Here is a 23,134-nt window from a genome sequence, read left to right on the forward strand (position 1 = left end):
GCCAAAAGATCTCTTGTTGCGAGTAGTGAAACGCGATGCGTATAGCGCTACGATTTGGTGAAACGTGTGATGAGACGAGGCACTATGACGCCACAGCAGTACGACTTCGTCATCGTGGGCGGCGGCTCGGCGGGGTGCGCCCTGGCCAACCGGCTCTCCGCGGACCCCGCCACGCAGGTGCTGGTCCTGGAGGCCGGCCGATCGGACTATCCGTGGGACGTGTTCATCCACATGCCCGCGGCCCTGCCCTTTCCCATCGGCAACCGTTTCTATGACTGGCGGTACGAGTCCGAGCCGGAGCCGTACATGGGCGGCAGGCGGATCTACCACGCCCGCGGAAAGGTGCTCGGCGGCTCCAGCAGCATCAACGGCATGATCTTCCAGCGCGGCAACCCCCTCGACTACGAGCGCTGGGGCGCCGACCCGGGCATGAAGAGCTGGGACTACGCGCACTGCCTGCCGTACTTCAAGCGGATGGAGAACTGCCTGGCCGACCCGGGCACCCCCTTCCGTGGTCACGACGGCCCGCTGGCGCTGGAGCGCGGAGCGGCGAGCAGCCCCTTGTTCGGGGCCTTCTTCGAGGCCGTCCAGCAGGCCGGCTACCCGCTCACGGACGACGTCAACGGCTACCGTCAGGAGGGCTTCGCCCGGTTCGACCGCAACATCCGGCGGGGCCGCCGGCTCAGCGCCGCGCGGGCCTACCTGCACCCCGTGCTGAAGCGTCCCAACCTCACGGTCAAGACCCGTGCGTTCGTGACGAGGATCCTCTTCGAGGGCGCCCGAGCGATCGGGGTGGAGTACGACGGCGGCACCGTACGCGCCAAGGAGGTCATCCTCTCCGGTGGCGCGATCAACTCGCCCCAGCTGCTGCAGTTGTCCGGCGTCGGCAACGCGGGGGAGCTGGCCGCCCTCGGCGTCGACGTGGTGCACGACCTGCCGGGCGTCGGCGAGAACCTGCAGGACCATCTGGAGGTCTACATCCAGCACGGCTGCGCCCAGCCGGTGTCCATGCAGCCGAACCTGCGGAAGTGGCGCCATCCCTGGATCGGCGCGCAGTGGCTGTTCGCGCGCAGCGGGCCGGGAGCGACCAACCACTTCGAGGCCGGCGGCTTCGTACGCAGCAACGACGACGTCGACTACCCCAACCTGATGTTCCACTTCCTGCCCATCGCCGTGCGCTACGACGGCACAGCGCCGGCCGGCGGGCACGGTTACCAGGTGCACGTCGGGCCGATGTACTCCGACGCCCGCGGGTCGGTCAAGATCAAGAGCGTCGACCCGCGGGAGCACCCCGCCCTGCGGTTCAACTACCTGTCCACCGAGCAGGACCGGCGGGAGTGGGTGGAGGCCGTCAGGGTGACCCGCGCCATCCTCGGCGCGCCCGCCCTGGCCGAGTTCAGCACCGGGGAGCTGTCACCCGGGCCGTCCGTCGAGACCGACGAGGAGATTCTGGACTGGGTCGCCAAGGATGGGGAGACGGCTCTGCACCCCTCGTGTACGGCCCGGATGGGCTGCGACGAGATGTCGGTGGTCGACCCGGAGACCATGCGCGTACGCGGCCTGGAGGGGCTGCGCGTGGTGGACGCCTCGGCCATGCCGTACGTGACCAATGGCAACATCTACGCGCCGGTCATGATGCTGGCGGAGAAGGCGGCCGACCTGATCCTCGGCAACACCCCGCTTCCGCCCGAGACGACCGAGTTCTACCGGCACCGCGCGTGAGGAGATGCGGCGTGGCCGCCACCGGCAGGTGAAGGGAGGCGGTGGGGGCCGCAGCACCCCCACCGCCTCCTGGCCGGTGCCCGCCTCGGGCGGAATTCTCGGCGGGTCCTCAGCGGAAGACGACCGTGCGGTCGCCGTTGAGCAGCACGCGCTGCTCGCTGTGCCACTTCACGGCCCGGGCGAGCACCTGGGCCTCGACGTCCCGGCCCGCCGCGATCAGGTCCTCGGGGTCGAGCTCGTGGTCCACCCTGGCCACGTCCTGCTCGATGATCGGCCCTTCATCGAGGTCGGCCGTGACGTAGTGAGCGGTCGCGCCGATGAGCTTCACCCCCCGCTCGTGCGCCTGGTGGTACGGCTTGGCGCCCTTGAACCCCGGCAGGAACGAGTGGTGGATATTGATGGCACGGCCCTCGAGGCGCTTGCACATGTCGTCCGACAGGACCTGCATGTAGCGGGCGAGCACCACCAGGTCCGCCTCGTACTCCGCCACCAGCTCCAGCACCCTGGCCTCGGCCTCGGCCTTGCTCTGCGGCGTGACCGGCACGTGGTGGAAGGGCACGCCGTAGGAGGCGGCGAGCGGTTCGAGGTCGGGGTGGTTGGAGACGATCACGGGGATGTCGATGTTCAGTCCGCCCACCTGGCGGCGGAAAAGCAGGTCGTTCATGCAGTGACCGAACTTCGACACCATGATGAGCGACCTGGTGGGGGTCACGGCGTCCTTGAGCTGCCAGGTCATCTGGAAGGAGTCGGCGACGTAGGTGAAGCCGGCGCGCAGTTCCTCGAGCCCGTGCTGGGCCGCGAAGTGCACGCGCATGAAGAAACCGCCGCCTTGGCGGTCGTTGAACTGCTTGCTCTGCAGCATGTTGCCGCCGTGCTGCACCAGGAAGCTGGTCACGGCGTAGACGATGCCTGGCTTGTCGGAGCAAGAGACCGTGAGGATGAACTCGCGTCCAGGATCGGGCCGAGGAGACATCACACCTCCTAGTGTTGCGTATAGCGCAAAGCAGTGATGTATGCGCAACAGGGTGTATGTCTGAGTGCCGTCCAGTCAAGAGGGCGAGAGGTAGAGCCTGTGGAAAAGACACGGCAAGGATTCCGGCTGTGATTTCGGCCACCCCTTGACTTATTCGAGGGAGCCCGTCAATGCTGTTCCCCACTAAGCATTGTCTTGCGCGATACGCAACGATCAGGGGTGTGCCGATGACCGATCTCTACATCGGCGGCACGTGGACCAAGCCAACCGACGGTGGGCGGCGCGACATCCGCTGCCCTGCCGACGGCAGCCTCGTTACCACGGTCGCAGAAGCCACCGCGGCCGACACGGTGGCCGCGATCCTGGCGGCCCGGCGCGCCTTCGACCTGGGCGGCTGGTCCGGCACACCGGCGCGCGAGCGTGGCGCGCTGCTGTACAGGGTGGCCGATCTGCTGGAGCGGGACAAAGCGGCCTTCGCCCACGCGGAGTCGTCCGACACCGGCAAGCGGCTCGTGGAGAGCGAGTACGACGTCGACGACTCCGTGGCCTCGCTGCGCTACTTCGCCGGCGTCGCCGGCACCGACGCGGGGCGGGTGATCGACACCGGCCGTGACGACGCGATCAGCCGGGTCGTCTATGAGCCGGTCGGCGTGTGCGGCCTGATCACGCCGTGGAACTACCCCTTGCTGCAGGCTACGTGGAAGGTGGCGCCCGCGCTCGCCGCGGGCAACACCTTCGTGCTCAAGCCGAGCGAGCTGACCCCGAGCACCGCGATCCTCCTGATCCGCGCGCTGGAGGAGGCGGGCCTGCCCGCGGGCGTCGCCAACCTCGTGCTCGGCGCCGGACCGGCCGCGGGCGCGCCGCTCGCCGAGCACCCTGACGTGGACCTGGTCTCCTTCACCGGTGGCGCGGCCACCGGACGGCGGATCATGGCCGCGGCGGCCGCCACGGTCAAGCGGGTGGCGCTGGAGCTCGGCGGCAAGAACCCCAACATCGTCTTCGCCGACGCCGACTTCGACACGGCGGTGGACTTCGCGCTCACGGCCGTCTTCCTGCACTCCGGGCAGGTGTGCTCGGCCGGTGCCCGGCTCCTGGTGGAGGACTCGCTGCACGACTCGTTCGTGGACGAGGTCGTACGGCGTGCCGAGCTGATTCGCCTCGGCGGCCCCTTCGACCCGCAGGCCCAGACCGGTCCGCTCATCTCCGCCGCGCACCTGGCCAAGGTGGAGGAGTACGTGGCCGCCGGGCTCGCCGAGGGCGCCGTGCTGCGCTGCGGTGGCCACCGGCCGGCCGGTGAGGGCTTCTACTACCGGCCGACCGTGCTCGACGGGTGCAAGCAGGGCATGCGGGTGGTGCGCGAGGAGTCGTTCGGCCCCGTGCTGACCGTGGAGCGCTTCACCACCGAGGACGAAGCCGTCAGCCTGGCCAACGACACCGAGTACGGCCTGGCGGGCGCCGTGTGGACCCAGGACGCCGGCAAGGCGCAGCGGGTCGCGGGACGGCTGCGGCACGGCACGGTGTGGATCAACGACTACCACCCCTACGTCCCGCAGGCCGAATGGGGTGGCTTCAAGCAGTCAGGTATCGGCCGCGAACTCGGACCGACCGGCCTGGATGAATATCGCGAGATCAAACATGTGTGGCAGAACATCCGTCCGCGACCCCAGCGGTGGTTCCCAGCGAACTGACGCTCCGACGACCAAGAGGTGGTCATGACTGTGCCGTCAGTGGCCGAACGTAGTGCGCCCGACATCGACGCCCCTCCCATCCTCGCCGTGCGCGGCCTGTGGAAGGTGTTCGGCCCCAAGGCCGAGAGCGTGGTCGGCAGCACGCTCACCCGCGACGAGCTCAAGCAGCAGAGCGGCTGTGTCGCCGCGGTCCGCGATGTCTCCTTCGAGGTGCGGCGGGGCGAGGTGTTCGTCGTCATGGGCCTGTCCGGTTCGGGCAAGTCCACCCTGGTCCGCTGCCTGACCAGGCTGATCGAACCCACGGCGGGCGAGATCCTGCTGGACGGGGAGGACGTGCGGGAAGCCGACGACCGCAGCCTGCGCGAGCTGCGCAGGCACCGCATGGCCATGGTCTTCCAGCACTTCGGGCTGCTGCCGCACCGGTGCGTCCTGCACAATGTCGCCTTCGGCCTGGAGATCCGCGGGGTCTCCAAGCGGGAGCGCTACACGCGGGCCCGCGAGGTGATCGGGCTCGTCGGCCTCGACGGCTTCGAGGACTCCTACCCCGACCAGCTCTCCGGCGGCATGCAGCAGCGGGTGGGCCTGGCGCGGGCGCTCGCGGCCGACCCCGAGGTGCTCCTGTTCGACGAGCCGTTCTCCGCGCTGGACCCGCTGATCCGGCGCGAGATGCAGAACGAGGTCATCCGGCTGCACCACGAGGTCGGCAAGACCATGATCTTCATCACTCACGATCTCAGTGAGGCGCTCAAGCTGGGCGACCGGATCCTCATCATGCGCGACGGCGAGCTCGTCCAGGTGGGCACGCCCGACCAGGTGGTGGGCGCGCCGGCCGACGACTACGTCAGGGACTTCGTCAGCGACGTCCCGCGCTCGCGCGTGCTGACGCTCCGCTGGATCATGCGCCCGGCCCAGCCGGGCGAGCCGCTCGACGGTCCCGTACTCGCTCCCGACGTGGTCATCAGGGACGCCGTGAAGGCCGTGCTCTCGGCCGAGCGGCCGGTGCGCGTGATGGACGGGGAGACGTTGCTCGGCGTGGTCACCAGTGCGGAGATCCTCGAAGTGATCGCCGGAGGGCCGCAGGCATGACCACGGTGTCCGTGGTGAAGGCGCGGGTGACCGCCAGGCTGACGGGCCGCGGCTACCTGGTCGTGGCGACGCTCGCGGTGTGGGTGCTGGGCTGGGCGGTGCTGCGCGGGCGGGACACGCTGGCGCTCGGCGGTGCGGAGCTGACCCCGCTGCACGGCGGGCTGAACAGCGGCATGGACGCCATCGACGACAGCCGCAACAGCAACCCGTTCTTCCTCTACTTCATCAACTACATCCGGCTCTTCATCGACGAGGCCGTGCGGTTCGTCCAGGCCCTGATCAGCCAGCCGTCCTTCGACCGGCCGGTGCCGGTGCTCGGCTGGCTCGGGGTGGCCGGTCTGGCGACCGCCATCGCCCTGCTGTACGGCAACAGGAAGGTGGCGCTACTCACCGCCGCCGGATTCCTCTCCTTCGGCGTCCTGGGCCTGTGGCAGGAGAGCATGGACACCCTGGCGCTCACGCTGACCGCCGTGGTGCTGTCGCTGGCGGTGGGCATCCCGCTCGGGGTGTGGGCCGGGTTGAGCGACCGCTTCCACCGGCTGGTGACCCCGGTGCTGGACTTCATGCAGACCATGCCGACCTTCGTCTACCTGGCGCCGCTCACGCTGTTCTTCCTGATCGGCCCAGCCAGCGCGACGGTCGCCACGATGATCTACGCGATCCCGCCCGCCATCCGGATCACCGCGCTCGGCATCCGGCAGGTCTCGCCCGAGACGCTGGAGGCCGGCACCTCACTAGGCGCCACGCCCGCGCAGGCGCTGCGGCTCGTGCGGCTCCCCATGGCCAAACAGACGATCATCGTCGGGGTGAACCAGACCATCATGGCCGCCCTGTCCATGGCCACCATCGCGGCGCTCATCGACGCCCCCGGCTTGGGCCAGGCGGTCCTGAAGGCGCTGCAGACGCTCGACGTGGGCACCGCGTTCAACGCCGGGCTGGCCATCGTCATCATGGCCGTGGTGCTCGACCGGGTTACCTCGGCGGCCAGCCGCCGTGTGGAGGTCGCGCGCCGGGCCGGGCGGCTGCGCACCGTGCGGGGGCGCCGTCTCGAGGTGGCGGGCGTTCTCGGGATCGCCGCCGTGCTCGGCTATCTGTCCTATACCTACGTCTGGGCGGCGGAGTTCCCCGTCGACGCCAATTTCGGCTCCTACGTACGCCGCGCGGCCGACGCCGCGAGCCTGTGGGTGCAGGACAGCATGGTCACCTTCACGGACGCGCTGAAGAACCTGCTGACCAACGCGCTGCTCAACCCCTTCGAGGCGCTGCTGACGGGCTCGCCCTGGTGGCTGGTCGCCGCCGTGGCCGTGGCCGTCGTCCTGCTGGTGGGCAGCGTACGGGCCGCGCTGGTCGCCACGGCCGGGCTGCTGACGCTGGTGCTGCTCGGGCTCTGGCAAGACAGCATGGTCACGCTGGCCTCGACGCTCGTCGCGACCGTCCTGGTCATGCTGCTGGGCGTGGTCGTCGGGGTATGGATGGGCCGCAGCGACCGGGTCGACACCGTGCTCCGCCCCGTGCTGGACGCCGGCCAGACCATGCCGGCCTTCGTCTACCTGGTGCCCATCCTCGGCCTGTTCGGGCCGACCCGGTTCACCGCGATCATCGCGGCCGTGGTGTTCGCCGCACCGGTCGCGATCAAGCTGGTCGCGGAGGGCATCAGGGGGGTTTCGGCCACCACCGTCGAGGCGGCGACCTCGGCAGGGGCGAGTGCCTGGCAGCTCATCTCCAAGGTGCAACTGCCGATGGCACGCAGTGCCGTGACTCTGGCGACGAGCCAGGGGCTCATCTACGTGCTCTCCATGGTGGTCGTCGGCGGTCTGGTCGGCGCGGGAGCGCTCGGCTACGACGTCGTCGCCGGGTTCTCGCAGCACCAGTTGCGAGGCAAGGGGCTGGCCGCCGGGCTCGCGATCGTCGTGCTCGGCATCGTGCTCGACCGTGTCACGCGGGCCGCCACCGAGCGTGCGGACGCCGCGGCGCACGGCGGGCTTCATCAGAGGTGAACGATATCGGCCGGTTCCGGCCAGAGGAACTACAGGAGGACCAGGTGGCAGTAACCAGGAGCGGAAAGGTCCGGGCCGCCGTGCTCGTGACCGGCGCCGGCCTCCTGCTCACCGCGTGCGGAGGGGCGAAGGTCGGGCAGGTCGAGACCCCCACGAGCAGCGGTGCCGGCGGTGCCAAGAGCTGCGGAACCTTCAATCTCGCGGTCAACCCGTGGGTGGGCTACGAGGCCAACGCGGCGGTGATCGCGCAGGTGGCCGAGAAGCAGCTCGGTTGCAAGGTGGTCAAGAAGGACCTGAAGGAGGAGGTCGCCTGGCAGGGCTTCGCCACCGGTGAGGTCGACGCCGTCGTGGAGAACTGGGCCCACGACGACCTCAAGAAGAAGTACATCGATGACCAGAAGGTCGCCGTGTCCGCCGGGCCGACCGGCAACAAGGGCATCATCGGCTGGTACGTGGCGCCGTGGATGGCCAAGAAGTACCCGGACATCACCGACTGGAAGAACCTCAACAAGTACGCCTCGCTGTTCAAGACCTCCGAGTCCGATGGCAAGGGCCAGTTCCTTGACGGCGACCCGTCGTTCGTCACCAACGACGCCGCCCTGGTGAAGAACCTCAAGCTCGACTACAAGGTCGTGTACGCGGGCAGCGAGACCGCACTCATCACCAGCTTCCGCCAGTCGGAGAAGGAGCAGAAGCCGATCATCGGCTACTTCTACGACCCGCAGTGGTTCCTGTCGGAGCTCAAGCTGGTCAAGGTCAACCTGCCTGCCTACACCAAGGGCTGCGATACCGACGCGGCCAAGGTGGCGTGCGACTACCCGCCGTACGAGCTGGACAAGATCGTGAGCAAGAAGTTCGCGGACTCCGGCAGTCCCGCGTACACGCTGGTCAAGAACTTCTCCTGGACGAACGACGATCAGAACCTCGTGGCCAAGTACATCGCCGAGGACAAGATGACGGCCGAAGAGGCAGCCGCCAAGTGGGTGGCCGACAACCCCGACAAGGTCAAGGCCTGGCTGCCCGCCGGCTGAGATCCGCATGCGCCCGGCCCGGTCGACGTTCGGCGATCGGGCCGGGCGTACGCGTGTCCGGACCTGGTGTTCGACCAGGTTCGGCGCGGCCCGGCAAACCGTAGGGAATAAGACGCGACGCACTCTTGACACCCGGAACGCAGCGAGCGACGCTTGTTGCGGAAAGTGCGCTTGGTTGCATATTAGGCAACAACGGAGGTGGCTATGACGGGCCCGAGCGTCGTCATCATCGGCGCGGGTGTGGTCGGCGCGGCTCTCGCCGACGAGCTGTCCGCCCGCGGTTGGACCGGCGTCACGGTCGTTGATCAGGGAGACGTGCCCGCCACCGGCGGCTCCTCCTCCCACGCCCCAGGTCTGGTGTTCCAGATCAACGGGTCGAAGACCATGACCGAGATGGCCCGCTACACCGTCGAGAAGTTCGTCGAGCTGGACAGCTTCCTCCAGGTGGGCGGGCTCGAGGTGGCCACCACCCCCGAGCGGCTCGCCGAACTGCGCCGCCGCCACGGCTGGGCCACCTCCTGGGGGATCGAGGCCCACCTGCTCTCGCCGGAGGAGAGTGTGGCCAAGCACTCCCTCCTCGACCGCGACAAGGTGCTCGGCGGCCTGTTCATCCCCACTGATGGGCTGGCCAAGGCGGTCAAGGCGGTCGACGCGCAGCTCGCGCGGGCACAGGAGCGCGGCGTGCGGGTGCTCGGCAGGCACGAGGTGCTGGACGTCAGGAGTGAGGGCGGCCGGGTCACCGCGGTGGTGACCGACCAGGGCGAGATCCCCGCCGACATCGTGGTGTGCTGCGCCGGGATCTGGGGCCCGCGGGTCGCCCGCATGGTCGGGATGGAGCTGCCGCTCACTCCGGTCGCCCACCAGCTCGCCTGGACCGGGCAGGTGCCCGACCTGGCGGGCCAGACCGTCGAGGCCTCCCGGCCGATCCTCCGCCACCAGGACGCCGACCTGTACTACCGCGAGCGCTTCGACACGCTCGGCATCGGCTACTACGGTCACCGGCCCATGCCGATCAGCTCCGACGACATCCTGTCCGTCGATGCCGCCGAGGTGATGCCGTCCGTGCTCACCTTCACCCCCGACGACTTCGCCGAAGCCTGGAAGCAGACCCGGGAACTGCTCCCGTCCACGAACTCCGCCAAGGTGGAGGACGGCATCAACGGGCTGTTCTCGTTCACCACCGACCACCTGCCGCTGATGGGCGAGTCGCGCGAGGTCGAGGGCTTCTGGGTGGCCGAGGCCGTCTGGGTCACCCACTCCGCCGGAGTCGGCCGGGCGATGGCCGAATGGCTCGTCGACGGCCACTGCACGACGTTCGACCTGCATGAGTGCGATGTCAACCGGTTCGAGCCGCACCAGCTCGCACCCGACTACGTGCTGGCCCGCGGCTGCCAGAACTACGTCGAGGTCTACGACATCATCCACCCGCTCCAGCCGATGGAGGACCCCCGCCCGCTGCGTACCAGCCCGTTCCACCCCCGGCAGCGGGAGCTCGGCGCGACCTTCCTGGAGGCGTCGGGTTGGGAGCGCCCGCAGTGGTACGAGGCCAACGCCCCGCTGCTGCGGGGCCGCGACATCCCCGCGCCGGGAGACTGGGCGGCGCGGTACTGGTCGCCCATCGTCGGCGCGGAGGCCCAGGCCACCCGCGAGAGCGTCGCCATGTACGACATGACCGCGCTCAAGCGCCTGGAGGTCAGCGGCCCGGGCGCCGCCGCCTTCCTGCAGCGCCTCACCACCGGCAACGTGGACAAGTCAGTCGGCTCGGTGACGTACTGCCTGCTGCTCAACGCCGACGGCGGCATCCGCAGCGATGTCACCGTGGCCCGCCTCGGCCCCCAGGAGTTCCAGGTCGGTGCCAACGGCAACCTCGACCTCGACTGGTTCGACCGCCACCGGCCCGCCGACGTGTACATCCGCGACCTCACCCCGGCGACCTGCTGCATCGGCCTCTGGGGGCCCAAGGCCCGCGACCTCGTCCAGCCGCTGGCCACCGCCGACCTGACCGCGCTGCGCTACTTCCGCGGCACCCGCGCCTACCTCGGGAACGTGCCGGTCACCATGCTCCGCCTGTCCTACGTCGGCGAGCTCGGCTGGGAGATCTACACCACCGCGGACATGGGCCTCAAGCTGTGGGACACCCTGTGGGAGGCCGGCCAGGAGCACGGCGTCATCGCCGCCGGCCGGGGCGCCTTCACCAGCCTGCGCCTGGAGAAGGGCTACCGCTCCTTCGGCGCCGACATGACCTTCGAGCACGACCCGTACGAGGCGGGCCTCGAGTTCGCCGTCAAGCTGGACAAGGGCGACTTCATCGGCCGTGAGGCGCTGCTCGCCCGCAAGGAGTCGGTCGGCCGCCGCCTCACCTGCCTGCTCACCGACGAGGTCGTCATGGGCAGGGAGCCGGTGTACGACGGCAAGCGGCCGGTCGGCTACGTCACCAGCGCCGCCCACGGATACACGATCGGCAGAGGGATCGCCTACGCGTGGCTGCCCGCCTCGCTCGCGAACCCGGGCCAGACCGTCCACGTCGGCTACTTCGACCGGCGGGTGGGCGCCGTCGTGGCCGAGGAGCCCCTGTTCGACCCGGCGATGACCCGGCTGCGCGGTTAGGAGAGGACATCAGATGATCGACACCCCGCTGGACGTGGTAGACCCGGAGGTTCACGCCGCCATCGGCGCGGAGCTGGACCGGCAGCGATCGACGCTGGAGATGATCGCGTCGGAGAACTTCGCGCCCGTGGCCGTCATGGCCGCCCAGGGCTCGGTGCTCACCAACAAGTACGCCGAGGGCTACCCGGGCAGGCGTTACTACGGCGGCTGCGAGCACGTCGACGTGATCGAGCGGCTCGCCATCGATCGGGTGCGGGCGCTGTTCGGCGCCGAGGCGGCCAATGTGCAACCCCACTCGGGCGCGCAGGCCAACGCCGCGGCCATGGCGGCCCTGCTGGAGCCGGGCGACACCATCCTCGGCCTCGACCTGGCCCACGGCGGGCACCTCACGCACGGCATGCGCATCAACTTCTCCGGCCGGCTCTACAACGTGGTCGCCTACCACGTGCGCGAGAGCGATCACCTGGTGGACATGGAGGAGGTCGAGCGGCTGGCCCGCGAGCACCGGCCGAAGCTCATCATCGCCGGCTGGTCGGCCTATCCCCGGCAGCTCGACTTCGCGGCCTTCCGCCGGATCGCCGACGAGGTGGGTGCCTACCTCATGGTCGACATGGCACACTTCGCCGGCCTGGTGGCGGCGGGTCTGCACCCCTCGCCCGTGCCGCATGCCCACGTGGTCACCACGACCACGCACAAGACCCTCGGTGGCCCGCGTGGCGGGGTCGTCCTGTCCATCGCGGACCTCAGCAAGAAGATCAACTCAGCGGTGTTCCCCGGCCAGCAGGGTGGTCCGCTGGAGCACGTCATCGCGGCCAAGGCCGTCGCGTTCAAGGTCGCGGCCGAGGAGGCGTTCCGCGACCGGCAACGGCGCACGCTGGAGGGCGCGCGAATCCTCGCCGAGCGGTTGCTCGCTCCCGACGCGGCCGCCGCCGGGGTCAGGGTGCTGACCGGCGGCACCGACGTGCACCTCGTACTGGTCGACCTGCGCGACTCCGAGCTGGACGGCAAGCAGGCCGAGGACCGGCTGCACGCGGCGGGCATCACGGTGAACCGCAACGCCGTGCCCTTCGACCCGCGCCCGCCCATGGTCACCTCCGGGCTGCGGATCGGCACACCCGCCCTGGCGACGCGCGGGTTCGGCGCGGCGGACTTCAGGGAGGTCGCCGACATCATCGCGGGTGCCCTGACGCCGGACGCCGACTTGGCGTTCCTGCGCGGCAGGGTCGAGGCCCTCGCCGGCAAGCACCCTCTCTACGGAGAGGTCCGATGACGCCGCGCGCGCCCGGAGCGGACCTGCCCGAGCACCCCGACCGGCTGTGGAGCGCGGCCGAGCCGAAAGCCTCCTACGACGTGGTGATCGTCGGCGGGGGCGGCCACGGCCTCGCCACCGCCTACTACCTGGCCAAGAACCACGGCATCAGCAACGTCGCGGTCTTGGAGCGGGGCTGGCTGGCCGGCGGCAACATGGCTCGCAACACCACCATCATCCGGTCCAACTACCTGTGGGACGAGAGCGCGGGCATCTACGAGCACGCGCTCAAGCTCTGGGAGGGCTTGGAGGAGGAGCTCGACTACCCGCTGCTGTTCAGCCAGCGCGGCGTGCTCAACCTCGCGCACAGCCTCCAGGACGTGCGTGACAGCGTCCGCCGGGTGGAGGCGAACCGGCTCAACGGCGTGGACGCGGAATGGCTGGACCCCCAGCAGGTCAAAGAGGTCTGCCCGATCGTCAACATCTCGCCCGACGTGCGCTATCCGGTGCTGGGGGCCACTTTCCAGCCCCGCGCGGGCATCGCCAAGCACGACTACGTCGCATGGGGGCTGGCCCGGGCGGCCGCGGCGCTCGGCGTCGACTTCATCGAGCACTGCGAGGTCACGGGGCTGCGGGTGAGCGATGGCCGGGTCACCGGCGTGGACACCACCCGCGGCACGATCGCGGCGGGCCGGGTGGCGCTGTGCGCGGCCGGGCACAGCTCGGTCGTCGCCGCCACCGCCGGCATCGACCTGCCGGTGCAGAGCCATCCGCTGCAGGCGCTGGTCTCCGAGCTGCTGGAGCCCGTGCACCCGACAGTCGTCATGTCCAACGCCGTCCACGTGTACGTCAGCCAGGCCCACAAAGGGGAGTTGGTGATGGGGGCGGGTATCGACGCGGCCAACTCCTACCGCCAGCGCGGCGCCTTCCACATCATCGAGCGGCAGATGGCCGCGGCGCTGGAGCTGTTCCCGATCTTCGCCAGGGCACACGTGCTGCGGACCTGGGGCGGCGTCGTGGACGTCACACCGGACGCCTCACCGATCGTCGGGCTGACCCCGGTCGACGGCCTCTACCTCAACTGCGGGTGGGGCACCGGGGGCTTCAAGGCCACCCCCGGCGTGGGCTGGTGTTTCGCCCACACGGTGGCCAACGGCGAGCCGCACCCGCTCAACGCTCCCTTCTCCCTTGACCGATTCGTCACCGGGGCGCTCGTCGACGAGCACGGCGCCGCCGCGGTCGCGCACTGAGGACGTCACATGCTGCTGATCCCATGCCCCTGGTGCGGCCCACGCGAGGAGGCCGAGTTCCACTACGGCGGGCAGGCACACGTCGCCTACCCGGAGAACCCGGCCACGCTCTCCGACGAGGAATGGGCCCGCTACCTGTTCTTCCGCGACAACCCCAAGGGCGTCTTCGCCGAGCGCTGGAGCCACTCCGCGGGCTGCCGCCGGTGGTTCAACGCCCTGCGCGACACCGCGACCAACGAGATCCACGCCGTCTACCGTGCGGGCGAGCCGCGGCCGGTGACCTCATGACGCGCGAGAGCGGCGACCGAATGGACGGGCTGAGGCGGGAGAGCGGCGGCCGCATCGACCGCTCCCGCACTCTGCGCTTCCGGTTCGACGGGCAGGAGTACACCGGCCACCCCGGTGACACCCTCGCCTCCGCGCTGCTGGCCAACGGCGTACGCCAGGTCGCCACCAGCGTCAGGCTGGGCCGCCCGCGCGGGATCTTCTCCGCGGGCAGCGAGGAGCCCAACGCGGTCGTCCAGATCGAGGAGCCGTTCCCCGAGCCGATGCTGCCCGCCACCACGGTCGAGCTGTATGACGGCCTGGTCGCCAGCAGTCTCGTCGGCCAGGGCCGCCTGGCGACCGAGCCCGACCCGGCCCGGTACGACAGCGTCCACGCCCACTGCGACGTCCTGGTGGTCGGCGCCGGGCCGGCCGGGTTGGCCGCCGCTCGCGAGGCGGCGAGAACCGGCGCGCGGGTGATCCTCGCCGACGAGCAGCCCGAGCCGGGCGGCAGCCTGCTGGGCACGACCGACCTCGTGGACGGCGTGCCGGGCGCAGAGTGGGCCGCCACGATGGCGGCCGCGCTGGAGGACCTGCCCGAGGTGCGGGTGCTGCGGCGCACCACCGTCTTCGGCTACTACGACGACAACTACCTGGTCGCCGTCGAGCGGCGCACCAACCACCTCGGCGGCGCGGCGCCCGCCGCCGTGGCACGCGAGCGGGTCTGGCGCATCAGGGCGCGACGGGTGGTCTTGGCCACCGGCGCGCACGAGCGGCCGATCGCCTTCGCGGGCAACGACCTGCCCGGCGTGATGCTGGCCAGCGCCGCCCGTACCTACGCCAACAGGTACGGCGTGCTGCCGGGCCGCCGCGCGGTGGTGTTCACCGCGAACGACAGCGCCTACGCCGCCGCTCTCGACCTCGCCGAGGCGGGTGTGGAGGTGGCGGCCATCGTCGACGTCCGGCCCGCCCCTGGCCCGGGCTGGGCCGAAAGGGCACGTGAGCGCGGTATCGCGCTGCTGCCAGGCCGCGTGGTGACCGCTGCCCGTGGCGACGGCCAGGTCTCGTCGGTGCTGGTCGCCGAGGCAACGGACGCCACGGCAAGGGACGCCACTCCCACCGCTTCCGCGGCCGGGGAGCGGGCGCTCGACGCCGACCTGCTGCTCGTGTCGGGCGGCTGGAACCCGGTCGTCCACCTGTTCAGCCAGTCGGGCGGCACGCTCCGCTACGACGAGGCGCTCGGCACACTCGTTCCCGACCGGTCCCGGCAGGCCGTCGACGTGGCCGGGGCGGCGGCGGGAGACCTGGAGGCGGCGGGGGAGGCGTACTGGCTGGTCCCCGCGAGCGACTACTCGGCGCACTTCGTCGACCTGCAGCGGGACGTGACCGTCGCCGACATCCAGCGGGCGACCGGCGCCGGCCTGCGCTCCGTCGAGCACGTCAAGCGCTACACCACCGCCGGAACGGCCCACGATCAGGGCAAGACCTCCGGGCTGCTCACCTCGGCGGTCGTGGCCCACGCGATCGGCGTGCCGGTGGCCGAGCTGGGCATCACCACGTTCCGCGCGCCGTACCTGCCCGTGAGCTTCGCGACCCTGGCCGGCCGCGACCGCGGCCTGCTGCACGACCCCGTCAGAGTGACGGCGCTGCACGAGTGGCACGTCGCCCACGGCGCGCTCTTCGAGAACGTCGGTCAGTGGAAGCGGCCGTGGTACTACCCGCGTCCCGGCGAGGACATGGAGGCCACTGTGCTGCGCGAGTGCCGGGCGGCCCGCGAGGGTGTGGCGGCGATGGACGCCTCCACCCTCGGCAAGATCGACGTGATCGGGCCCGACGCGGGGGAGTTCCTCGACCGGCTGTACACCAACCTGATGAGCTCGCTGAAGGTCGGCGCCATCCGCTACGGCGTCATGTGCCGGCCCGACGGAATGGTATTCGACGACGGCACGGTCATCCGCCTCGCCGAGGACCACTTCCTCATCACCACCACGACGGGCAACGCGGCGACCGTCCTCGACTGGATGGAGGAGTGGCTGCAGACCGAGTGGCCCTGGCTGCGGGTGTACTGCACGTCGGTAACCGAGCAGTGGGCCACGGTCGCCCTCGTCGGGCCGGCCTCGCGTGAGGTGCTCGCCGGGCTCGCGCCGGGGCTCACGGTGGACGCGGCGGCCTTCCCGTTCATGACCTGGCGGGACGCGCACGTGGCCGGGATCCCGGCGCGGGTGTGCCGGATCAGCTTCTCCGGCGAGCTGGCCTTCGAGATCAACGTGACGTCCTGGGACGGCCTGCCCCTGTGGAGGGCGATCATGGATACCGGACTCGTGACCCCGTACGGGACCGAGACCATGCACGTGCTGCGAGCCGAGAAGGGCTACCCGATCGTCGGCCAGGACACCGACGGCACGGTCACCCCGCAGGACCTGGGTATGTCCTGGGTGGTGTCGAAGAAGAAGCCCGACTTCATCGGCAAGCGATCGTTCGCGCGGGCCGACACCTCGCGGACGGACCGCAAGCAGCTCGTCGGTCTGCTGCCGGAGGATCCGGACTTCCTGCTGCCCGAAGGGGCGCACCTGGTCGCCACGGCCTCGCCGCCACAGCCGCCCGTGCCCGCCCTCGGCCACGTCACCTCCAGCTATCGCAGCGCGGCCCTGGGCCGCACGTTCGCGCTGGCGCTGGTCAGTGGCGGGCAGGGCCGGCTCGGAGAGCGGCTGTACGCGCCGGTCGCGGGCAGGTTCGTGCCGGTGACCGTCGCCTCTCACGTTCTGTACGACCCGGAAGGAGCGCGCCGTGATGGCTGAGCGCAGGAGCCCGGCCGCGGCCTTCGCGGGCCGGTTCGCCGCCGCGTCCGAAGGTGGGGGGCTGCGGCTCGCCGAGCTGCCGTTCCTCACCCACGTCAACGTGCGCGTCGACCCGGCGAGCCCGCCGGCCGAGGACCTCGGGGCCGTGCTGGGGGTGCGGCTGCCCGTCGAGCCGTGCACCGCCGTACAGACCGGCTCCGGGGCCGGCTCCGGCGCCGACGACGTCACGGTGGCCTGGCTCGGTCCCGACGAGTGGCTGGTGATCGGGCCCGAGGGCTACCGGCACGAGCTGCTGCGCAAAGCTCTCGGGGACCGGCACGGGTCGATCGTGGACGTGTCGGCCCAGCGCACCACCCTGCTGGTGTCGGGCCCCCGCGCGCGCGACCTGCTGGCCCACGGCTGTGCGCTCGACCTGCACCCCAGCGTCTTCGGGCCCGGGAGTTGCGCGCAGACCATGCTGGCACAGGCCCAGGTCGTGCTCCTGGCCCGGCCCGATGGCTTCCTCGTGCTCGTCCGCTCGTCCTTCGCCGCGTACCTGGCGGAGTGGCTCCTCGACGCGGCGACGGAACACCTCGGGTGAGCATCGGCGTCTTCGACCTGTTCAAGATCGGCATCGGGCCGTCCAGCTCGCACACAGGCGGCCCGATGGCGGCCGCGCACCGGTTCGCGCGGGGGCTGCACGAGGACGGCCTGCTGCCGCGCACGGCCCGGGTCCAGGCGATCCTGTACGGCTCACTGGGCCTGACCGGCAAGGGCCACGGCAGTGACAAGGCCGTCCTGCTCGGCCTGTCGGGTGACAAGCCCGAGCTGGTCGACGTCGACGGTATCGACGCCCGGCTGGCCCTGATGCGCTCCTCGGCCACGATCAGTCTGTACGGCAGCCACCCGATCCCGTTCGTGGTCGGCGAGGACCTTGTCTTCGAACGCAGGATCTCGCTGCCCGGTCACCCCAACGGCATGCGCTTCACCGCGCTGGCCACCGACGGGTCGGTGCTGCGGGAGAAGGTCTACTACTCTGTCGGCGGCGGCTTCGTGGTGGACGAGAACGCCACCGGCGCCGACCGGATCAAAGCCGACGACACCGTGCTGCCCTATCCGTTCACCACCGCTGAGGAACTGCTCAAGCACTGCTCGGCCACCGGCCTGTCGATCTCGGGGCTGATGCTGGAGAACGAGAAGGCGTTCGGCCGCACCGACGAGCAGATCCGCGGGCAGATCCTGGAGCTGTGGCGGGTGATGTCGCAGTGCGTGCGGCGGGGCATCTCCCGGGAGGGGATGCTGCCCGGCGGGCTGAGGGTCAGGCGGCGCGCCCACCAGTTGCAACGCCGGCTGCAGAGCGAGGCCTCCGGCGCCGATCCGTTGCAGGTGATGGACTGGGTGTCGCTGTTCGCGCTGGCGGTCAACGAGGAGAACGCCGCCGGTGGTCGCATCGTCACCGCGCCGACCAACGGCGCGGCGGGCATCATCCCGGCGGTGCTGACCTACTACTCCAGGTACGTGCCCGGCGTCGATGAGGAGGGGGTGATCCGCTTCTTCTTGACCGCGGCGGCGATAGGCGTGCTGTTCAAGGAGAACGCCTCCATCTCCGGGGCCGAGGTGGGCTGCCAGGGCGAGGTCGGCTCAGCCTGCTCGATGGCCGCCGCCGGGCTGACCGAGGTGTTGGGCGGCACCCCGGAGCAGGTGGAGAACGCCGCCGAGATCGGCATCGAGCACAATCTCGGCCTGACGTGCGACCCGGTCGGTGGGTTGGTGCAGATCCCGTGCATCGAACGCAACGCCGTCGCCTCGATCAAGGCCATCACCGCCGCCCGCATCGCGCTACGTGGCGACGGCCGCCACTTCGTCTCGCTGGACAAGGCCATCAAGACGATGCGCGACACCGGCCGTGACATGCTCGACAAGTACAAGGAGACCTCACGCGGCGGCCTCGCCGTCAACGTCATCGAATGCTGAACGGTCTTTCCAGTGGCTCCCGCGACGCAACGAGAGTTGCGCGTAAGTCACGTAGCCGCGCCGTCGCACGTCAATGGGTCGACCGCATCCGAGGCTTTGGCGTTTCCGGCATGTCACGATTCGATACCGCACTCTTGACGTGCGTCGCCTTGTGAGTGAAAGTCGAGCCAGATCGTTGAACCGGTTCGCTTGATCGCGAAGGTCGCAGGCGGACGCTCCCGTGGCGATGTCGAGTCGCGGGATGGCATCTGTCCGGAAATTCCCAGGAAAAGGCGTTTTTCGTCCGGCCATCCGGTCCTCGATGCAGGGAGCCTTTTACGTCATCGTCGAACCGGTTCGACGATGACGCGACAACAATTCGACGCAGGAGGTGAGAATGGCGACGATCGGAGACGTGGCCCGGGAGGCCGGCGTGAGCCGCAGCACGGCGTCCTACGCGCTGTCGGGCAAGCGGCCCATCTCGCAAGAGGTCCGCCTGCGCGTGCTGGCGGCGGCCGAGGCGCTGGCGTACACGCCGAACGCGGGCGCTCGCGCACTGGCCACATCCCAGACCAAGGTCCTCGGTCTGCTCGCCCAGTTCCACGAAGACGAGTTCGCGCCCGCGATGATGCAGTACATCCTCGGCGTCACGGACACCGCCCGCGACCTGGGCTACGACACGCTGCTGGTCACCGAGGCCGACGGCGCGCGGGCGCTGCGGCGCGTCACCGATTCCCGGATGGTGGACGGCGTCGTTCTGATGAACATCGCGCAGGAGGACGCGCGACTGCCCATCCTGCGTGCGGCGCCGCAACCGGGCGCCCTGGTCGGCCTGCCGGGCGACTGCTCGGGACTCGACGTGTTCGACCTCGACTTCGAGGAGGCCGGAAGGGGCATGGTGGATCACCTCCACCGGCTCGGCCACCGCGAGCTCATCCTGGTCTCGCAGCCGGAACACGTGGTCGAGCGCGGCGGCGCGTACGTGTGGCGGCTGAGGGACGCCGCGCTGGAACGCGCGCGGCAGCTCGGTGTCACGCTGCACGCGGTGTACGGCGAGTCCCGGCAGCCGGCCGTCGGACGCCTGCTCAACGCCCTGCTCGACGCGCACCCCTCGGCGACGGGCCTGCTCATCAACAACGAGGCGGCCGCTGCCGCGCTGCCCTCCGTCACCTACGGGCGGGGACTCCGGGTGCCCGAGGACCTGTCGGTCATCGGGCGCTACTCCGCCGAGTTCGCCGCGACCTTCTCCCTGCCTTATTCGTTCATCGAGAGCGCACCCGACCGTCTGGGCGCCATGGCGGTGCGCCAGCTCGTACGCCGCGTGGAATCGGCGGCGGCCCGAAGCGAGCCGTTCGTCGTCCGCTTCATCTCTCCCGAACTGGTGTCACGGGGAAGCACCGCACCCCCGAAAGCCCCGCCCGCCCGCTGAGCGCGGGCCACAGCCCCACGACCGTCCGGCCACAGTAAAATGTGAGCGCTAACATTGGAGGAATCCAATGCCCCGTCCATCCACGTCCACCAAGGTCGGTGCCGCCGTCCTGGCACTGTCCGCTCTGGCCGCCTGCTCATCGGCTCCCCAGGGCGGCGCCGCCACCAGCAGCGCATCCGCGGGCGGCGCCTACACGTGGTGGGACCCGTACCCGCAGCACGACCCGGCCTCCGCCTGGGCCAAGCGGGTGAACGCCTGCGGGCAGCAGGCCGGCGTCGCCATCAAGCGCACCGCGTACGACACGACCGCGCTGACGAACCAGGCCCTGCTCGCGGGCCAGGAAGGCAACGCGCCCGACGTCATCCTCCTCGACAACCCCGCCGTCTCCACCCTGGCGGACGCGGGGATGCTCACCTCGATGGGCGACTTCGGCCTCGACACCGCGAGATTCGACAAGAACCTCATCGCCGCCGGAGAGCTGGACGGCAAGACGTACGGCATCCCCATCGGCGCGAACACCCTCGCGCTGTACTACAACAAGAAGATCCTCGACGCCGCCGGTGTCGACCCGAAATCGATCAAGGACTGGGCCTCGCTCAATTCCGCGCTGAAGAAGGTCAAGGCCGCGGGCAAGAAGCCGATCACCTTCTCGGCCATCGGCACGGAGGAGGGCTCGTTCCAGTTCCTGCCGTGGTTCTGGGGCTCCGGCGCGCAGCTCACGCAGCTCGACTCGCCCCAGGCCGTCGAGGCGCTCACCTTGTGGAACTCGTGGGTCAAGGACGGCATCGCCCCCAACTCGGTCATCAGCAACTCCCAGAACACCACGTGGGAGGAGTTCCTCACCGGTGAGTTCGCGTTCGCCGAGAACGGCACCTGGCAGATCAACAGCGCCGCGAAAGCCGGCTTCCCCACCGGCATCGTGCAGATCCCGGGCAAGGACGGCGGGGCCGCCCCCACACCCACGGGCGGCGAGTTCATCACGGTCCCGGTGCAGAAGGACACCCAGCGCTACAACACCACCAAGAAGATCCTCGAATGCATGACCACGCCCGAGGGCCTGGTGGAAACCGGTACGACGTTCGCGTACTACATCCCGTCCACCGCAGAAGGGCAGAAGGCGATCCTGGCGAAGGAGCCCAGCCTGCAGCCGTGGGTCGAAGCGGTGCGTTCGGCCAAGGGCCGAACGAGCGACAACCTCGGCACCAAATACCCGAAGATCTCCGAGGCCATGTGGACGGCGGTGCAGAAGGCGCTGAGCGGCACGGCGAGCCCGGCTGACGCGCTCAAGGCGGCCCAAACCCAGGCCAAGCAGGCGATCGGCGGCTGAGCCGTGCTCACGAGGACTCGCACCCAGACGGTGGCGGCCGCCGCCGGCAGCGTGGCGAGCCGGGCGGCGGGCTCCACCGCCCGGCGCCGCTCGCGGCAGTGGACGGCCTTCGCCTTCCTCGCGCCGCTCGTCGTCTACCTGGCCGTCTTCTACGCCTATCCGCTCTATCGCAACATCGACCTCAGCGTGCACGACTACACACCGCGCGCCTTCGTACAGGGCAACCCGGAGTTCACCGGGCTGGACAATTACCTGAACGTAGTCTCCGACGACACGTTCCTGGCGGCCCTGCTCAACACAGCGCTGTTCACCCTGGGGTCCATCGCCGTCCAGTACGCCCTCGGCCTGGCCCTCGCCGTCTTCTTCCACCGCAACTTCCGCCTCTCCGCGGTACTACGCGCGATGTTCCTCGTGCCGTGGCTGCTGCCCCTGATCGTCTCCGCCTCGACCTGGTCGTGGATGCTCAACAGCGACAACGGCATCGTCAACACGGTCCTCCAGGCGTTCGGGATCGGCCAGATCAACTGGCTGACGTCCCCCGACACCTCGCTGCTGTCCGTCACGGTCGCCAACATCTGGCTCGGGATCCCCTTCAACCTGGTGATCCTCTACGCCGGGCTGCAGAACATCCCGGCCGACCTGTACGAGGCCGCCGGCCTGGACGGGGCGAACTCGTGGCAGCGGTTCTGGCGCATCACCTTCCCCCTGCTGCGCCCGGTGTCGGCGATCACTCTGCTGCTCGGCCTGATCTACACGCTCAAGGTCGTCGACATCATCTGGATCATGACGAAGGGCGGTCCGGCGGACGCGTCCACGACGCTGGCCAGCTGGTCGTACCGGGAGGCGTTCGGCACCGGCCAGCCCGACTTCTCCCCGGCGGCGGCCGTCGGCAACCTGCTCATCCTCATCGCCTTCACCGCCGGACTCGCGTACGTGCGCCTGCAGCGCAGGGAGGAACAGGCATGAGCAGGTGGAAGACGGTGCTCGGTGTCGTGCTGGTGGGGCTGATGCTCTTCCCCGTCTACTGGATGTTCAACGTCTCGCTCACCAAGACGAGCGACATGCGGGCCGATCCGCCCCACTGGTTCCCCTGGAACCCCACGTTCGAGGGCTACACCGCGGCGCTCGGCCAGCAGCTGCCCGCCCTCGCCACCAGTCTCTTCATCGGCCTCGGCACCGTCGCGCTCACGCTGCTCGTGGCACTGCCCGCGGGGTACTCACTGGCGAAACTGCGGCCGCGCGGCGCCCGCGGGATCGACTTCGTGCTCCTGGTCGCGCAGATGATCCCGGCCGTCGTCATGGCCATGGGCTTCTACACGATCTACATCAGGCTCGGGATGCTGAACACCGTGGCGGGCCTGATCGTCGCCGACTCGACACTGGCCGTGCCGTTCGCGGTGCTGCTCTTCCGGGCGTTCATGGCGAGCATCCCCCGTGAGCTCATGGCCGCGGCCCAGATCGACGGGGCGAGCACCTGGCGCACGTTCCGGTCCATCATCCTGCCGCTGAGCCGCAACTCGGTGATCACGGTCTCGCTCTTCGCCTTCCTGTGGGCATGGTCGGACTTCATCTTCGCCTCGACCCTCAACCGCAACAGCGACGTCATCCCGATCACCCTCGGCATCTACCGCTACATCGGCAACAACACCACGCAGTGGAACTCGATCATGGCGACGGCCGTGATCGCGTCCATCCCGGCGGCCTTCCTGCTGGTTCTCGCGCAGCGCTACATCGCCGCCGGGGTCACCGCGGGCGCCGTCAAAGACTGAACGAAAGGCGCA

Annotated in this window: 17 protein-coding genes; 16 read left to right on the top strand and 1 reads right to left on the bottom strand. The window is 69.8% G+C overall.

Translation table 11 applies throughout. The features are described from left to right. The first annotated feature begins 84 nt into the window (after window positions 1-84). Window positions 85-1,722 carry a choline dehydrogenase gene (gene betA / locus ACIBO2_RS29545; protein ID WP_358552743.1) on the top strand — a complete coding sequence of 546 codons (1,638 nt, stop codon included), beginning with the start codon at window positions 85-87 and terminating at the stop codon, window positions 1,720-1,722. 109 nt (window positions 1,723-1,831) lie between these two features. Here betA and purU read toward each other — a convergent pair whose 3' ends face one another. Next, window positions 1,832-2,695 (bottom strand): formyltetrahydrofolate deformylase, encoded by an 864-nt coding sequence (purU, locus tag ACIBO2_RS29550; RefSeq protein ID WP_358552741.1) that lies wholly within the window; start codon window positions 2,693-2,695, stop codon window positions 1,832-1,834. A gap of 227 nt (window positions 2,696-2,922) precedes the next feature. Here purU and ACIBO2_RS29555 point away from each other — a divergent pair, with 227 nt between their 5' ends. From ACIBO2_RS29555 to ACIBO2_RS29625, 15 genes are all read left to right on the top strand, one after another. Next, window positions 2,923-4,383: an aldehyde dehydrogenase family protein gene (locus tag ACIBO2_RS29555; RefSeq protein ID WP_397300977.1), complete on the top strand. Its 1,461-nt coding sequence runs from the start codon at window positions 2,923-2,925 to the stop codon at window positions 4,381-4,383. Between the two features lie 24 nt (window positions 4,384-4,407). Then, window positions 4,408-5,469, top strand: a complete 1,062-nt coding sequence (locus ACIBO2_RS29560) for a betaine/proline/choline family ABC transporter ATP-binding protein (RefSeq protein ID WP_358552737.1) — start codon at window positions 4,408-4,410, stop codon at window positions 5,467-5,469. Continuing rightward, on the top strand, window positions 5,466-7,466 hold the full coding sequence (locus ACIBO2_RS29565; protein ID WP_358552735.1) for an ABC transporter permease subunit: 2,001 nt from the start codon (window positions 5,466-5,468) through the stop codon (window positions 7,464-7,466). Before ACIBO2_RS29560 ends, ACIBO2_RS29565 begins: the two co-directional genes overlap by 4 nt. 44 nt (window positions 7,467-7,510) lie before the next feature. Then, window positions 7,511-8,497, top strand: a complete 987-nt coding sequence (locus ACIBO2_RS29570) for an ABC transporter substrate-binding protein (protein WP_397300981.1) — start codon at window positions 7,511-7,513, stop codon at window positions 8,495-8,497. A gap of 204 nt (window positions 8,498-8,701) precedes the next feature. After that, window positions 8,702-11,104 (top strand): FAD-dependent oxidoreductase, encoded by a 2,403-nt coding sequence (locus ACIBO2_RS29575; RefSeq protein ID WP_397300984.1) that lies wholly within the window; start codon window positions 8,702-8,704, stop codon window positions 11,102-11,104. 13 nt (window positions 11,105-11,117) lie between these two features. Then, window positions 11,118-12,374, top strand: coding sequence for a serine hydroxymethyltransferase (gene glyA / locus ACIBO2_RS29580; protein ID WP_397300987.1), 1,257 nt, complete (start codon window positions 11,118-11,120; stop codon window positions 12,372-12,374). After that, on the top strand, window positions 12,371-13,603 hold the full coding sequence (locus ACIBO2_RS29585; RefSeq protein ID WP_358552727.1) for a sarcosine oxidase subunit beta family protein: 1,233 nt from the start codon (window positions 12,371-12,373) through the stop codon (window positions 13,601-13,603). The genes glyA and ACIBO2_RS29585 overlap by 4 nt, the downstream gene beginning before the upstream one ends. 9 nt (window positions 13,604-13,612) lie before the next feature. Beyond that, on the top strand, window positions 13,613-13,891 hold the full coding sequence (locus ACIBO2_RS29590; RefSeq protein ID WP_358552725.1) for a sarcosine oxidase subunit delta: 279 nt from the start codon (window positions 13,613-13,615) through the stop codon (window positions 13,889-13,891). Window positions 13,892-13,911: 20 nt separating this feature from the next. Then, window positions 13,912-16,665, top strand: coding sequence for an FAD-dependent oxidoreductase (locus tag ACIBO2_RS29595; protein ID WP_397301699.1), 2,754 nt, complete (start codon window positions 13,912-13,914; stop codon window positions 16,663-16,665). Further along, entirely contained in the window at window positions 16,658-17,245 is a 588-nt protein-coding gene (locus ACIBO2_RS29600) for a sarcosine oxidase subunit gamma family protein (protein ID WP_358552721.1), read from the top strand. The genes ACIBO2_RS29595 and ACIBO2_RS29600 overlap by 8 nt, the downstream gene beginning before the upstream one ends. Next, window positions 17,242-18,618, top strand: coding sequence for an L-serine ammonia-lyase (locus ACIBO2_RS29605; RefSeq protein WP_397300992.1), 1,377 nt, complete (start codon window positions 17,242-17,244; stop codon window positions 18,616-18,618). The genes ACIBO2_RS29600 and ACIBO2_RS29605 overlap by 4 nt, the downstream gene beginning before the upstream one ends. A gap of 376 nt (window positions 18,619-18,994) precedes the next feature. Beyond that, complete coding sequence (locus ACIBO2_RS29610; RefSeq protein ID WP_358552717.1) at window positions 18,995-20,026, top strand: LacI family DNA-binding transcriptional regulator; 1,032 nt, start codon at window positions 18,995-18,997, stop codon at window positions 20,024-20,026. 67 nt (window positions 20,027-20,093) lie between these two features. Beyond that, on the top strand, window positions 20,094-21,353 hold the full coding sequence (locus ACIBO2_RS29615) for an extracellular solute-binding protein (RefSeq protein ID WP_397300995.1): 1,260 nt from the start codon (window positions 20,094-20,096) through the stop codon (window positions 21,351-21,353). A 3-nt stretch (window positions 21,354-21,356) separates the two neighbouring features. Next, entirely contained in the window at window positions 21,357-22,319 is a 963-nt protein-coding gene (locus ACIBO2_RS29620; RefSeq protein ID WP_397300998.1) for a carbohydrate ABC transporter permease, read from the top strand. After that, complete coding sequence (locus ACIBO2_RS29625; RefSeq protein ID WP_397301001.1) at window positions 22,316-23,122, top strand: carbohydrate ABC transporter permease; 807 nt, start codon at window positions 22,316-22,318, stop codon at window positions 23,120-23,122. Before ACIBO2_RS29620 ends, ACIBO2_RS29625 begins: the two co-directional genes overlap by 4 nt. Window positions 23,123-23,134 lie beyond the last annotated feature (12 nt).

Origin of the sequence: Nonomuraea sp. NPDC050022, assembly GCF_044460705.1 — a bacterium.
Lineage (GTDB): Bacteria > Actinomycetota > Actinomycetes > Streptosporangiales > Streptosporangiaceae > Nonomuraea.